Source organism: Providencia rettgeri (assembly GCF_023205015.1).
Lineage (GTDB): Bacteria > Pseudomonadota > Gammaproteobacteria > Enterobacterales > Enterobacteriaceae > Providencia > Providencia rettgeri_E.
In genome coordinates, this window is record NZ_CP096258.1 from 3,608,578 (window position 1) to 3,622,583 (window position 14,006).

The following is a 14,006-nucleotide window of genomic DNA, read 5'->3' on the forward strand; positions in this document are numbered from 1 at the left end:
AACACAGTGAGCTAATTATGAGTATGATCATCAAAAAAATTGAAAAGGCCACGAGGTGTGCAACTCAGTGGCCTTCAAGATATTCTATATGCTTAACGTACTATTAATAATTTAAATAACTTAGCTTATTAATATTTAAACTTATCAAAACCTCTATCTAGAGCTCTTCCTCTAAGAGGATCAGCTCGCTTTCTTTTCCTGCAACAGACGATACTGAACTAAGTCTTCAATCGTCACCACAGTCAAACCATGTTGCTTACCAAACGCAGCCACTTCAGGGGTGCGAGCCATAGAACCATCATCATTGGTTAACTCACACAGCACACCGGCAGGTTTAAAACCCGCTAGAGTTGCAAGGTCGATAGACGCTTCAGTGTGGCCACGACGCGCTAATACCCCGCCATCACGCCCACGTAATGGGAAAACGTGGCCTGGATGATTTAGGTCGGCTGGAACGGCGTTGTCTGCGATTGCAGCACGAATAGTGGTAATACGATCTGCGGCAGAAACGCCCGTTGTAACCCCTTTTGCGGCCTCGATAGTTACCGTGAAACCTGTTTGGTTTTGGCTGGTGTTATTTTCCACCATCATCGGTAATTCGAGCAACTTACGACGCTCTTCAGTGATACAAAGACAGACGATCCCACTGCTATAGCGAATGGTAAATGCCATTTGTTCAGCGGTCATGGTTTCTGCTGCAAAAATTAAATCGCCTTCGTTCTCACGATCTTCATCATCAAGAACAAGAACACCTTTACCTTGGCGTAAAGCCTCGATAGCATTTTCAACACGTTCGATAGGGTTACCGAATACAGAAAGTAGCGAATGATCCATGGTAAAAACCTCTTAAATAGTTATTAACTAGTTACCAGAATCAAGGCAGTCTTAGGAATACGAGAAATGGGGAATATATAAATAGCCAATAAGAGGCATTTACCTATTCAGGTATGCAGAACACTATTGTGCGTAACAGCACAAACATGCAGATACTGTTAATTCTCTCCCATCCGGACTATAACCGTCGGCCCCAGATTCACACTGGGTCTGCTGACCTTTACCACAGAATGGTAAAGCGCTCGCGGGCTTCATGCGTGATGCATGTTTACCGCCGGTGGGGACTTTCACCCCGCCCTGAGATATACGCAATTAATATAACGCCAATAATTCAAGTTCGCAACGATGATAATCAAAATTGGCGAACGACTCACACTTTTAGCCAAAAAACATGAATAAAAACTTAGCGTTATCAAGGTTAATTTCACTATCGGTTCTAAACCTCTCCCTAAATAATTCAAGCTAGCGCAAGGCAGCAAGAGGTATTAAACTAGTCCCAACAATTCACAACAATATTTTGATAAACTTAAGGACCCGCGAAATGCTCGATCCGAAAAAAATTGAACAAGTTGCCCGCCAAATTCAAGGCGCTTTACCACAAGGTGTGCGTGATTTAGGTGAAGATTTTGATAAAAAACTGCGTTCACTATTACAATCACAACTCGGTAAATTAGACTTAGTCAGCCGTGAAGAATTTGATATTCAAACTCAAGTCTTATTACGCACCCGTGAAAAATTAGCGAAGATGGAACAACGCGTTAGCGCACTTGAAGCCCATTTAGATGTAGAAGAAAAAACGGCTGAGTAATTAAATTGAAAAAGTGCCCCCACTTTAATTTTAGATAAATAAAAACCTCACGGCGTTTTTACATACGCACGTGAGGTTTTTAACTAACTAATTAATTAATTAATTAATAATGATAAATTAACTCGTTTTCATAATATTTTTAATGATATTGGTTGTAGAAATACCATCTTCAAAGTTAAGGACTTTAACTTCGCCTCCAGCAGCCCACACTTCAGCGCTGCCCGCTATCTCTTCAGGGCGGTAATCCCCCCCTTTAACTAAGATGTCTGGCAGAACTTCTGCGATTAAGCGTTGCGGAGTGTCTTCTTCAAAAGCGACGACCCAATCAACGGATCCTAGCGCTCCGAGTACGGTCATTCGCTGTTCTAATGGGTTGACTGGACGTGTTTCCCCCTTTAAGCGGCGCGTCGATGCATCGCTATTGACCGCCACAATTAGGCGGTCACCCAATTTACGCGCGTTAGCTAAATACGACACATGCCCTGCATGGAGAATATCAAAACAACCATTCGTCATCACCACACGTTCACCGCGCAGTCTTGCATTCTCAACCGCTTGTTTTAATTCACTTTCCGTCATAACACCAAAACCAGTGTCAGCACGGCCACGAATAGCGTTTTCTAATTCAATAGGCGAAACTGTTGAAGTCCCTAATTTGCCCACCACCACGCCTGCTGCGGCATTAGCTAGTGCACAGGCTTCATGTAATGGGCGGCCAGATGCAATAGAGGCAGCGAGAACACCAATGACCGTATCCCCTGCCCCCGTCACGTCAAACACTTCTTGTGCCTGAGTCGGTAAATGCAATGGGGCTTCATCACGGCGGATCAGGCTCATACCTTGCTCTGAACGCGTAATTAACAGGGCTTTAAGCTCCAATGAATGAAGCAGCTTCATGCCTTTTTCTTCAACGTCTTGGTTGTTTTTACATGGCCCAACAATCGCTTCAAACTCAGACATATTTGGCGTCAATAATGTTGCCCCGCGGTAACGTTCAAAATTGTTTCCTTTCGGGTCAATCAAAACGGGAACATTGGCCTTGTTCGCGAGCGCTATCATCTTTTCAACATGAGTTAACGCCCCTTTTGCGTAATCAGACAGCACTAGTGCGCCAATGTGTGGCAGTGCTTGTTCTATGCGCTCCAGTACGGGGGCTACATCCACGTTTTCAAAACCTTCTTCAAAATCAAGACGAATAAGTTGCTGATTGCGAGAAAGTACACGTAATTTAGTAATCGTTGGATGGGTTGGAATAGCGACAAAATCACACCGCACCTGCACCGCATTTAAATTTTCAGTTAGAGCTTTTGCCGCGTCGTCAATCCCAGTTAACCCCACAAGGCGGGAGTTTGCCCCTAATGAAGCAATATTCATCGCGACGTTAGCTGCACCACCGGGACGCTCTTCTACCATCGTGACTTTAACGACCGGAACAGGGGCTTCTGGGGAAATTCGGTTTGCAGGACCATGCCAATAACGGTCTAACATCACATCACCAACCACCAGCACACCGGCTTGTTTATAATCCGGAAGAGTTACTTTCATCCTGCACTCCAGTCTTAAAAAGGAAATCTGATAATAATTAGCAACAATACTAGCATATTGCGCTGTTTAGCTAAATAAAATGCGTTTGTTCTTTATCCTTCAAGCCATTTTTGCCAACTTGCTAAAACTTGTTCACGTTGTTGAGTAAATTGGTTTATTTCAACGCGGCTTGGCAACGATTGTAATGCTAAGTGATGGAGTTCATTACGCATCGTGACATACGCTTGAGTTAAAGCATTCGCCTCATCTTCAGGCATGAAACCATATTGCGTCATTAGTTCGAAAATACGCACATTATCAGACCAACGTGTTAACACATTGTTTTCTGAAGCGAAACGCAACACTAAGTATTGCGCGATAAATTCAATATCAGTGATCCCGCCTGGATCAGCTTTTAAGTCGAACACATTGGCTTGATGGCTTCCTAAGTGCTGATGCATTTTTAACCGCATATCGCGCACTTGCTGCTGCAGAGTTTGAGGTTCTCTTGGCATACACAAAGTTTCGTGGCGAGTGTGTATAAATTTCCGTTGTAAATCCTCATCACCAAACACCATTCGGGCTCGAATTAGCGCCTGATGTTCCCATGTCCAAGCATCGTTTTTTTGGTAGTCATCAAATGATTGTATTGTACTGACTAACATTCCTGACTCACCGGAAGGCCTAAGTCGCGCATCAACTTCATACAACACACCAGAAGGGGTTCGAGTACTAAACAAATGGATAATGCGCTGAGCGACACGCAAATAAAATTGGCGAGCATCAATGGAACGTTCGCCATTGGTGACGACATCTAAAGGACAATCGAAGAGAAAAACGAGGTCTAAATCCGAACTATAACCCAATTCCCAGCCACCTAGCTTTCCATAACCTAACACTGCAAAACCATATTGTTTTTTATCATTTAGTTCTAGATGTGAGGGCTCTCCGTAGCGTTTTGCCATTTTTTGCCACGCTTGGTGTACCACTGCATCAATAATCGCTTCAGCAAGGTAAGTCAGATGGTCACTGACCTTCATTACAGGTAAAACCCCCGAAATATCTTCGGCGGCGATGCGCAACAATTGGGCTTGTTTAAATTGACGTAAGGCTTCAAGTTGCTGCTCTTCGTCATCTTCAGGAACCCGCATTAAATATTGGCGCAGTTCATCGCGGTAAGCCGTTAGTGGTAGCGGCTGGTATAATGATTGAGGGTCGAGCAATTCATCTAATAACAATGGGTGGCGCGCTAGCTGCTCCGCTATCATAGGTGACGCTGCACACAAGCGAATAACGTGAGTTAAAACCTCGTCAAATTCGAGCATTAACTCGAGATAAGTTGTACGGCTAACAATGCTCAATAACAGGGGGGTGATACGCTCAATGACTTGGCCTGCATCATCACGTTCACCGACTTTTGCCAATAATTTAGGCATTAATTCATCAAGAACATCCCGTCCACGAGGGCCAATGGTGCGTTTATTAAGATCATGACGGAACATCACTATGCCGTGAATAATGCGTTGGGCAATATCTTCATTTTTAGAGGGTAAGTAAGTGGCTAATTCTTCTTTCGATAATTCACTTTGCCATAGCGTGATATAAATTTCATCGAATGCATCAGTGTTCTCACTATCATCTTCCTTGCCTATTTGCTCAGTGAATATTTGATGCACCGCGGCCATTTTCTGGCTCAAAACCAGATAAAATGCGGGCCAATCCGCAAAGCTCATTCCCCACGCTAAGCGCGTTTGGTTTAAACTATCGTCAGGGAGTGTTTGTGTCTGTTGGTCATCGATACTTTGCAGTAAATTTTCGACTCTACGCAAGAAAAGGTAGCCATCTTGCAGGATATTCACTTGTTCTTCCGTTAATAATGCAAGTTCTCGGATCCCTTGTAATGTTGAAAATAAGGATTGCGACTGTAAAACAGGTTCTCGCCCCCCTCGAATTAACTGAAAAACCTGTGAAACAAATTCAACTTCACGAATACCTCCAGCCCCTAATTTGATATTATTTACCAAACCACGACGCCGGACTTCCCGCTCAATCATATTTTTCATGTTGCGCAAAGATTGGATCACGCTAAAGTCGATATAGCGACGATAAACGAAAGGACGCAAAAGTTTTCGCAAACACGCCTCATAATGCAGGCTATCTGCACCCATAATGCGAGCTTTAACCATCGCATAACGTTCCCAATCACGCCCTTGTTCTTGGTAATAGTCTTCAAGTGCGGAAAAACTAAAAACTAACGGCCCGCTATCACCAAATGGCCGTAAGCGCATATCAACCCGGTAAACAAAACCATTCTCTGTCACTTGATCAAGTACACGGATCAACTTTTGCCCTAAACGCGTAAAAAATTGCGCATTATCTAACTCTTTTCGACCACCTTGGGTAACCCCGTTTTCTGGATAAACAAAAATTAGGTCAATATCTGATGAAAAATTAAGCTCTCTGCCCCCTAACTTTCCCATCCCTAAAACCAATAGCGGCTGCGGTTTTCCTTCTGCATTACAAGGGGTTCCCCATGACTGACTATATTCTTGATACAACCAATCTCGCGCCGCAACAACCAAGGTCTCCGCCAATATGCTGAGCTGATAAATCGTTTCTTTTTGCGTGCTTATTTCTAACACTTGCATCCATGCACAGCGCACTAACATATGGTGGCGAAAGATGCGCAATACTCGCATCAAATGTTCTTCATTGTTAACTAACGACAAATTTTGTGATAACCATGATGCATAACTTTTCCATTCATCAGCTTTCGGTGGCTGAGAACGAATTTCAAGTAAAAACTGTGGGTGTGCGAGTACTTGCTTGAGTGCAAAATCGCTGAAAGACAGCACCTGAATTTCTTGTTCACTTAACGGCAATAACTCGTGAACTTGTTCCGTAATTCGGTTTAAAACACGTTCACCTTGGCTTTGCAATACGTCAGGAAAAGCATGCATATTATCAATACCTTAATGGGCTTCTTGATAGGTTAAAGCACTTAACCATTGGATAAAGGCTAATTTACATTTTAACCACTGGCTGCTATAGCAAAAATCCTCTGCACTCATGGATTCATCAGCAATGTTTGTGCGTAATTGTTCTAGCGGAGTATCATGAATAAAATGAGGCGCTGAATTTTGGTAATGCACTAAAAATGCCTGAACAAAACGTAAAAACTCACTGAAACCTTGGCGCGCATTACTTCCATTTTCTAACCAGTAAGCTTCATGCTGCTGGCAAAGTAATTGCATATGCATTAATGACTTTTCTAAGGGCAGCTCTTCGTAGTCAAACAGCGAGTCTGGACAAGTTAATGGCTCTTTTGGCAGCGATAGCAAGGAATATCCACGTGCAGCTTTGCTAAGTGATGACAAATGTAATCCGTCGATATCTGCAAATTTCTTCGCTAAATTGAGTACATCAGCAATAAAGCCTTTTTTTAGTTCTAGTTCAAACTCTTGAATAGGCAAATCCTTTGCGCCAGAGGAAATTTCACCTTGGTCAAAAACCACTTCTATTTCGCTATCTTCAAAAGTCACTAACCATTTTTCACGGGTAAAATTGGTGCTAAAGAGGATATTTAATTCAGACTGAAGCTGTGAAACATCAGTGCCTTCTGGCCAAATTTCAGCAGGTAATGCGGCTAAATCAAGCTCAGGTGAATCAATGTCAACATTATATTCAGGCCGTTGGTGTAAGCCGCCTATCGCCTGCCCAGCCGTTTTCATTGTCATTTCATAACGACCATCACAACCGCGGATACGTAAGCCCATATCCCACTGACGTAACTGCTTATTTGCCGTATCAAAGTAGATATTGGTTAACTTCGTTGGTTCGCTGTACTGGTGAGACAATGTTGATAGACACTGTCGTACAGCCTCTATTGCCGAGTGCTTAGCAGCAAGTTTGAGTTCAACCTCTACGTGGCTCATACATATCCTTATTTAATTATTTCACTCCACTCATATTACCCCAATCGAGCTAAGCTGAGAAAAGAAACTGCATAGGAATCAAAAATTCTACCTGTCATATTTCTTTCAGTGAGTTATATTGAAAATAGAGTGAAAATAAGGGTAATTTAGACAGTTAGGATAGTTCTCATTCTCCTTTTGGGTGTGAATACATCTGCGTTTAGGGTTTGCACCCTTACACTTTACTCATTAGTATTCAAATAATATAAAACTCATTCACCATCAAAAGACTGTAAATACCATGCGAAAAATTCCATTATTATTAATTTCAATCATGGGGCTAGGCCTTTCCTTAAATTCATATGCAGCAGAAAAACGTTATGTTTCGGATGATTTATCCACATACGTTCATAGTGGACCAGGCACAAAATATCGTATTGTAGGTACGCTCAATGCCGGGGAAGCGGTTGAACTGCTTTCCACAGATAACAAATTTGCACAAGTTCGCGATGAAAAGGGTAGAACGGTCTGGTTACCTGTAGATCAACTCAGTAATACACCCAGTATGAAAACCCGCATTCCAGAACTTGAAGCGGAAAATCAAAAACTACGTCAGCAACTCGATAATATTGACAACACTTGGAATACACGAACCGCAGATATGCAGCAAAAAGTCGCTGATAATGACAATATTGTCAGCCAACTGAAAGCTGAAAATGAAAAATTAAAAAACGAGCTAATTAAATCAGGTAAAAAGCTGGAAATTGCTGAAGTCAACTTAGATGATCGCCGTCGTGAATTGATTTTACAATGGTTTATGTATGGTGGTGGCGTTGCCGGTGTTGGCTTAATTTTAGGTTTGATTTTACCGCACATCATTCCACGTCGTAAAAAGCGTAATGATGGTTGGATGTAATTGAGGCCATTCACATGAAAGTCTATCTCGTGGGGGGGGCTGTACGTGACCAACTTCTTGGGCTACCTATTTTAGATAGGGACTATGTGGTGGTTGGCACAACACCCGAGGCAATGCTATCGCAAGGTTTTCAACAAGTTGGAAAGGATTTTCCTGTATTCCTACATCCAAAGACCCATGAAGAATACGCTTTAGCCCGCACAGAACGTAAAACTGGTGCCGGCTATACTGGCTTTAGCTGCTATAGCGCTCCCGATGTTACTATTGAAGATGATTTGCTACGTCGCGATCTAACAATTAACGCGATAGCACAAAGTGGATCAGGTGAAATTATTGACCCATTCCAAGGCGTAAACGATCTCAATAACCGTATTTTACGTCATGTGTCTGACGCATTTTCTGAAGATCCTTTACGGGTCTTACGGGTTGCGCGATTTGCCGCTCGCTACTTTGAACAAGGTTTTACGATTGCGCCTGAAACATTAGCATTAATGCAAAAAATGGCCACAACAGGGGAATTATCTCACCTCACCGCCGAACGCGTTTGGACAGAAACCGAAAAAGCGCTGAAATCAAATTCTCCACAGGTGTATTTTGATGTTTTACGCCAATGTGGTGCTTTAGCTGTACTTTTTCCTGAAGTTGATGCGTTATTTGGTGTTCCTGCCCCTGAAAAATGGCACCCTGAAATTGATACCGGTATCCATACTTTAATGGTAATGAAAATGATTGCCGAGCTATCTAATAATGTAGATATTCGCTTTGCGGCCTTATGCCATGATTTAGGCAAAGCGCTAACACCACCGGATATTTGGCCGAGCCATCCAAACCACGGTGAAGCAGGTATTCCATTAATAGAAACTCTCTGCGCAAGATTAAAAGTACCAACTACGGCTCGTGACTTAGCCCGTCTAGCTGCGCGTTACCATGATAAAATACATATTATCAATAAATTACCAGCTAATGAGCTCATTGCGATTTTTGATGGGCTTGATAGCTGGCGTAAACCAGAACGTATTGAGCAACTCAGTTTAATCAGCGAGGCGGATGCAAGAGGTCGATTAGGCCTTGAACAGCAAGCCTATCCACAGGGACAGTACTTCAGGCAAGCTTTTTCTATAGCACAATCCGTTGAGGTCAAACCCATTATTGAGCAAGGTTTTCAAGGCCCTGAGATCCGGCAAGAACTTACGCGGCAACGTATTGAAGCCGTTGCTAGTTGGCAACAACAAATGTTCTAATGGTCATAACGCTGGCGGCTAAACACCGCCAGTCATCATTTAAGCGCTTTTCACGCCTCTTTCGATAATAACCCCAACTTGTTTGGCTCGCGCCACAGCTCCCGGCTTAGCCACCTTAATTCGAACCCATGGGCTAGCAAATTGAGTCATCAGTAGTTGTGCGACTTCTTCAGCAACACGCTCTACTAACCCAAACTTGTTATTCCCAACATGAGCAAGGATAGCCTGACTAACTTTGGCATAATCTAAGCAATATTCTACATTATCGCTCATAGACGCGCGTTTGTTATTCCATCCCATTTCGATATCGAGCACCAGTTTCTGTTCAATATCTTGTTCCCAGTCATATACACCGATCGTGGTGATGACTGATAATTGCTCAATAAATACGATATCCATCACGTCATTTTCTCATTTATGTACTGAATTGATACCACTTCAGCAAAAATATGCGTATTATCCAAGACTGAAGTGAATTTATGGCCTTAACCGTTTTTGGAGTTAGCTATGAGTGCAACCGCGCTTGGCATGATAATCTTCGCCTATCTTTGTGGCTCAGTTTCGAGTGCGATACTGATCTGCCGTTTGGCGAGACTACCCGACCCCCGTCAACACGGCTCTGGTAACCCTGGTGCAACTAACGTATTACGTGTAGGCGGTAAAGCCGCCGCTGCTGGGGTACTCATTTGTGACGTATTAAAAGGGATGATACCCGTTTGGCTTGCTTATTATTTAAATGTGCAGCCATTCTATCTTGGCTTTGTTGCAATTGCAGCCTGTCTTGGGCATATATATCCTATTTTCTTTCGTTTCAAAGGCGGGAAAGGGGTAGCAACTGCATTTGGTTCAATTGCCGCTATTGGTTGGGATCTTTCTGGTTTAGTCGCAGGGACATGGTTACTGACAGTATTGCTTAGTGGTTATTCATCACTCGGCGCAATTGTCAGCGCCTTACTCGCTCCCTTTTATGTTTGGTGGTTTAAACCTGAATTCACCTTCCCTGTTGCCATGTTGTCTTGTTTAGTGTTAGTCCGCCATCATGGCAATATACAACGCCTTTGGCGCGGCCAAGAAAGCCGTATTTGGCAAAAGCTGAAAAATAAAAAACAAAAAACCAATAAAGAAATAGCCCAAGAAGCCAAAGAGCAAGAACAGGATGACTGATCGTTATCTTTAATTTCCCCTAAGAAGAGCTGATTTCAGCTCTTTTTTTATGCTATTTGCCTTGTTTAAAGTTTCCCAAAAAATCCTATCGATAACAACAGCGTGATATCCCTACTTAAAACTGTACTGGTAGCAATTTGTGCTGCGTTACATTTTTGCCATAACTAGCGCACACTTTTAAATAAAAGTTAAATTATTGCAAAATTATTACTAAGGAATATTTAAAAGCTGTCGACTATATAAAAGGAAAACTAAACAATAATAATGGTATTATAATGAGCAGAACCCCTTATATCACTCAAAATGAATATGTATTAGATGAAAATATCACATTGATGACAACTAGCGATCTGCAAGGAAACATTGTTCATGCTAATGATTTCTTTGTCCAAGTTAGTGGTTATGAATTAGATGAATTATTAACACGTCCACACAATATTATCCGCCATCCAGATATGCCCAAAGAAGCTTTTGCCGACATGTGGGCAACTCTTAAAAAAGGAGAACCTTGGACTGGTATTGTCAAAAATCGTCGGAAAAATGGTGACCATTACTGGGTTCGAGCCAATATCACCCCAGTGGAACGCAAAGGGGTTATTACGGGCTATATGTCCATTCGAACTCGTGCAACACGCCAAGAAATTGCGACAGTAGAACCGCTCTATAGCGCAATGAATGAAAATAGAAGTAAACAAAAGATTTTTAAGGGAATTGTACTTTCTAAAAAAATACCGTTTCACTTTTCAACATATTCAACACGTTCACGTATCCGACTCGTCATGAGCCTGTTATTTGTCCTCTGGCTCATCATGGCAAGCACTGTTTTGCAACCAACCGCATCCCTTTTAATCATGAGCATCTGCACATTTATCACATTACTGGTCGGTAATATGATATTTGAAAAAATGCTCGCCACACCATTGGAAAATATTACCCAACAAGCGCTTAGTATTGCACGAGGGAATCGACATAGCGTTAACCATATGCAACGCACAGATGAAATTGGCTTAGTATTACGCGCTATAGGGCAACTTGGACTCGTCTGCCGTTGGCTAATCAAAGATGTCTCCGAGCAAGTTGATAACGTTCGCAAAGGCAGTGAATCTTTAGTCTCCGATTGCGGTGAATTAGAAACGCATACTCAGCAAACTGTCGGTTATATGCAACAAACCGTTGCGACCATGAACCAAATGGCTGTTTCTGTAAAAATGAATGCCGATAATACAATCCAAGTTGATCAGCTTTCTAATACCACTAGCGAAACCGCGGTAAATGGCGGTGCCATGATGGAAGCGGTTGTCGATACCATGAATGAAATTGTCAGTAGTACCAGCAAAATCCATTCCATCACGGATGTGATTAAAGACATCGCATTTTAAACTAATATACTCGCGTTAAATGCTGCTGTAGAAGCCGCACGTGCGGGTGAGCAAGGTAAAGGCTTTGCCGTTGTTGCAAATGAGGTTCGCAGCCTAGCAAGCCGCAGTGCAAGCGCAGTGAATGATATTCGCGAATTAATTAATGATTGTGAGAAAAAAGTCAATTCAGGGAAAAATCAAGTGCATACGGCAGGGGACACCATGAAGGAGATTGTCGAGCAAATACAAAATGTCACGCAATTGATTACCCATATTAGCCAAGCGACTTCTGAGCAAGCGGCTGGGATCGCCGATATTACCCAAGCGGTGAGTGAGCTCGAAACCATCACGCAACAAAGCACATTACTGGTAGAGCAAAGCACAGAGACATCAAATATGGTAAAAGCACGTTCAAGCCGACTTGAAGATGCTATCGTTGTTTTACATTAATATTGAGTTGAAAAGCAAAAGGGCTGTCATCCAGCCCTTTTTATCAAACAACATAAACTTATCAACAGTATTATTTTTCTAACGGTGGTAATTCGGCCAGTGGCCAGCGCGGACGAACTGTCACGCCAAGCCCTGTCGTTGACCCACCTTTAAGACGAATAAGCCCCGCTAAAGCAATCATCGCACCGTTATCTGTACAAAACTCAGGGCGCGCATAAAAAACCTCACCGCCACGCTGTTTGAGAACGTCTTCCATTTTTGCTCTAAGTGCGCGGTTAGCACTAACGCCCCCCGCCATCACCAAGCGTTTAAACCCTGTTTGTTCTAAAGCGCGTTTGCATTTAATGGCCAACGTATCTACCACGGCATCTTCAAAGGCTCTCGCAATATCAGCTCGGGTTTGGTCGTCATCCGCATTTTCACGAATGGTATTTGCTGCAAAGGTTTTTAACCCTGAGAAGCTAAAATCAAGCCCTGGCCTGTCTGTCATTGGTCGAGTAAACACAAAACGGCCCGCAGTCCCCTGCTGTGCCATGCGAGATAACACAGGGCCGCCAGGGTAGTCTAAACCTAATAATTTCGCTGTTTTATCAAACGCTTCACCTGCTGCGTCATCGATGGATTCACCAAGTAGCTCATACTCACCAATCCCCGTCACACTGATAAGCTGGGTATGTCCACCAGAAACCAGTAATGCAACGAAAGGAAATTCAGGGCTTTTCTCTTCTAGCATTGGAGCCAATAAATGGCCTTCCATGTGATGAACAGCCACAGCAGGAACATTCCACGCAAAAGCTAACGAACGCCCGACCGTTGCACCGACCATTAAAGCCCCCACCAAACCGGGGCCCGCAGTATAAGCGACGGCGTCGATATCTTGACTTGTTAAATTAGCTTCTTTCAGCGCGGCTTGAATTAACGGCACTGTTTTACGAATATGATCACGCGAGGCCAATTCAGGCACGACACCACCGTAGTCTGCATGAACTTTAATTTGGCTGTATAATTGATTGGCTAATAAGCCTCGCTCATCATCATAGATTGCGATACCCGTCTCATCGCAAGAGGTTTCGATACCTAAAACACGCATTGCACTACCCTTGTTTGTTGCATAACCGCAAGTCTATCACTATTTTCGTGCAATCGCGTAATTAATGTTGGCAAAAGGCTGACTTTCCTGACTGTATAGTCTATAATCAGTCCCCTGTAATAAAAAATTTCGTGTGGCTAACTCTCATTATTATCTGGTTTTGTTTGCTTTTTCATCAAATGAACTGCAAATCAGGTAATCTTGTGTGATTCAATTTTATACGGCACTTTACAAACCCGTACTCATTGAAGTAAAATTCCGCACCATTTTAAATGAAGGCTGGTGAATCAGTACCAGCAACAAACCGATTTCTATTGAGGTGAGAGGCACATGCCGGTAATTAAAGTACGTGAAAACGAGCCATTCGACGTTGCACTGCGTCGTTTCAAACGTTCCTGTGAAAAAGCAGGTGTTTTAGCTGAAGTTCGTCGTCGTGAATTCTATGAAAAACCAACGACTGAACGCAAACGCGCTAAAGCATCAGCTGTAAAGCGTCACGCTAAGAAACTGGCTCGCGAAAACGCACGCCGTACTCGTCTGTACTAGTTGTTTGCAGTGAAAACTGCATTCATGACAGACGATAGCTAATACAAAATTTTAGTTTCTCTCGTAGTCACTCAGTTTTTGTAGTAGTAAATAGCTAAGCAGTTAAAGGCCGTGCTTTCCTCAAGGAAGCGCGGCTTATTATCGTTCATCAACAGGCGAAA

11 protein-coding genes, 1 pseudogene and 1 riboswitch are annotated in these 14,006 nt (G+C 42.9%); of the genes and pseudogenes, 6 read left to right on the forward strand and 6 right to left on the reverse strand.

Annotated elements, in window-relative coordinates:
* Window positions 1–180 precede the first annotated feature (180 nt).
* A complete protein-coding gene (gene ribB / locus M0M83_RS16360; RefSeq protein ID WP_125890339.1) occupies window positions 181–834 on the reverse strand; it encodes a 3,4-dihydroxy-2-butanone-4-phosphate synthase in 654 nt (217 codons plus the stop codon).
* Between the two features lie 157 nt (window positions 835–991).
* Window positions 992–1,143, reverse strand: a riboswitch (FMN riboswitch).
* Between the two features lie 232 nt (window positions 1,144–1,375).
* Between ribB and ubiK the strand changes: the two genes are divergently transcribed.
* On the forward strand, window positions 1,376–1,642 hold the full coding sequence (ubiK, locus tag M0M83_RS16365) for a ubiquinone biosynthesis accessory factor UbiK (RefSeq protein WP_125890340.1): 267 nt from the start codon (window positions 1,376–1,378) through the stop codon (window positions 1,640–1,642).
* 117 nt (window positions 1,643–1,759) lie between these two features.
* Here ubiK and hldE read toward each other — a convergent pair whose 3' ends face one another.
* The 3 genes from hldE to M0M83_RS16380 all read right to left on the reverse strand — a co-directional run bounded on the left by hldE (window position 1,760) and on the right by M0M83_RS16380 (window position 7,101).
* On the reverse strand, window positions 1,760–3,187 hold the full coding sequence (gene hldE / locus M0M83_RS16370) for a bifunctional D-glycero-beta-D-manno-heptose-7-phosphate kinase/D-glycero-beta-D-manno-heptose 1-phosphate adenylyltransferase HldE (RefSeq protein ID WP_213913060.1): 1,428 nt from the start codon (window positions 3,185–3,187) through the stop codon (window positions 1,760–1,762).
* A 92-nt stretch (window positions 3,188–3,279) separates the two neighbouring features.
* Window positions 3,280–6,126 carry a bifunctional [glutamate--ammonia ligase]-adenylyl-L-tyrosine phosphorylase/[glutamate--ammonia-ligase] adenylyltransferase gene (gene glnE, locus M0M83_RS16375; RefSeq protein ID WP_248466973.1) on the reverse strand — a complete coding sequence of 949 codons (2,847 nt, stop codon included), beginning with the start codon at window positions 6,124–6,126 and terminating at the stop codon, window positions 3,280–3,282.
* 12 nt (window positions 6,127–6,138) lie between these two features.
* On the reverse strand, window positions 6,139–7,101 hold the full coding sequence (locus M0M83_RS16380) for an inorganic triphosphatase (protein ID WP_213913062.1): 963 nt from the start codon (window positions 7,099–7,101) through the stop codon (window positions 6,139–6,141).
* 280 nt (window positions 7,102–7,381) lie between these two features.
* Here M0M83_RS16380 and M0M83_RS16385 point away from each other — a divergent pair, with 280 nt between their 5' ends.
* A complete protein-coding gene (locus M0M83_RS16385; RefSeq protein ID WP_125890344.1) occupies window positions 7,382–7,996 on the forward strand; it encodes a TIGR04211 family SH3 domain-containing protein in 615 nt (204 codons plus the stop codon).
* A gap of 14 nt (window positions 7,997–8,010) precedes the next feature.
* Entirely contained in the window at window positions 8,011–9,237 is a 1,227-nt protein-coding gene (locus M0M83_RS16390) for a multifunctional CCA addition/repair protein (RefSeq protein ID WP_248466975.1), read from the forward strand.
* A gap of 39 nt (window positions 9,238–9,276) precedes the next feature.
* Here M0M83_RS16390 and folB read toward each other — a convergent pair whose 3' ends face one another.
* The gene (gene folB / locus M0M83_RS16395) at window positions 9,277–9,636 is read right to left on the reverse strand and encodes a bifunctional dihydroneopterin aldolase/7,8-dihydroneopterin epimerase (protein WP_125890716.1); all 360 of its coding nucleotides are present in this window, start codon (window positions 9,634–9,636) and stop codon (window positions 9,277–9,279) included.
* 108 nt (window positions 9,637–9,744) lie between these two features.
* Here folB and plsY point away from each other — a divergent pair, with 108 nt between their 5' ends.
* A complete protein-coding gene (plsY, locus tag M0M83_RS16400) occupies window positions 9,745–10,401 on the forward strand; it encodes a glycerol-3-phosphate 1-O-acyltransferase PlsY (RefSeq protein ID WP_125890346.1) in 657 nt (218 codons plus the stop codon).
* Between the two features lie 275 nt (window positions 10,402–10,676).
* Window positions 10,677–12,209: pseudogene (locus tag M0M83_RS16405) on the forward strand (methyl-accepting chemotaxis protein).
* 70 nt (window positions 12,210–12,279) lie between these two features.
* On the opposite strand, the gene tsaD reads toward M0M83_RS16405, so the two are convergent.
* Window positions 12,280–13,299, reverse strand: a complete 1,020-nt coding sequence (gene tsaD / locus M0M83_RS16410) for a tRNA (adenosine(37)-N6)-threonylcarbamoyltransferase complex transferase subunit TsaD (RefSeq protein ID WP_248466977.1) — start codon at window positions 13,297–13,299, stop codon at window positions 12,280–12,282.
* A gap of 330 nt (window positions 13,300–13,629) precedes the next feature.
* Between tsaD and rpsU the strand changes: the two genes are divergently transcribed.
* A complete protein-coding gene (gene rpsU / locus M0M83_RS16415) occupies window positions 13,630–13,845 on the forward strand; it encodes a 30S ribosomal protein S21 (RefSeq protein ID WP_001144069.1) in 216 nt (71 codons plus the stop codon).
* Window positions 13,846–14,006: the final 161 nt, after the last annotated feature.

What these genes read in the sequence shown, in the direction of transcription:
- ubiK (WP_125890340.1), top strand. Translation starts at nt 1,376, where the DNA reads ATGCTCGATCCGAAAAAAATTGAACAAGTTGCCCGCCAAATTCAAGGC.
- M0M83_RS16380 (WP_213913062.1), bottom strand. Translation starts at nt 7,101, where the DNA reads ATGAGCCACGTAGAGGTTGAACTCAAACTTGCTGCTAAGCACTCGGCA.
- tsaD (WP_248466977.1), bottom strand. Translation starts at nt 13,299, where the DNA reads ATGCGTGTTTTAGGTATCGAAACCTCTTGCGATGAGACGGGTATCGCA.
- M0M83_RS16390 (WP_248466975.1), top strand. Translation starts at nt 8,011, where the DNA reads ATGAAAGTCTATCTCGTGGGGGGGGCTGTACGTGACCAACTTCTTGGG.
- rpsU (WP_001144069.1), top strand. Translation starts at nt 13,630, where the DNA reads ATGCCGGTAATTAAAGTACGTGAAAACGAGCCATTCGACGTTGCACTG.
- plsY (WP_125890346.1), top strand. Translation starts at nt 9,745, where the DNA reads ATGAGTGCAACCGCGCTTGGCATGATAATCTTCGCCTATCTTTGTGGC.
- ribB (WP_125890339.1), bottom strand. Translation starts at nt 834, where the DNA reads ATGGATCATTCGCTACTTTCTGTATTCGGTAACCCTATCGAACGTGTT.
- folB (WP_125890716.1), bottom strand. Translation starts at nt 9,636, where the DNA reads ATGGATATCGTATTTATTGAGCAATTATCAGTCATCACCACGATCGGT.
- glnE (WP_248466973.1), bottom strand. Translation starts at nt 6,126, where the DNA reads ATGCATGCTTTTCCTGACGTATTGCAAAGCCAAGGTGAACGTGTTTTA.
- M0M83_RS16385 (WP_125890344.1), top strand. Translation starts at nt 7,382, where the DNA reads ATGCGAAAAATTCCATTATTATTAATTTCAATCATGGGGCTAGGCCTT.
- hldE (WP_213913060.1), bottom strand. Translation starts at nt 3,187, where the DNA reads ATGAAAGTAACTCTTCCGGATTATAAACAAGCCGGTGTGCTGGTGGTT.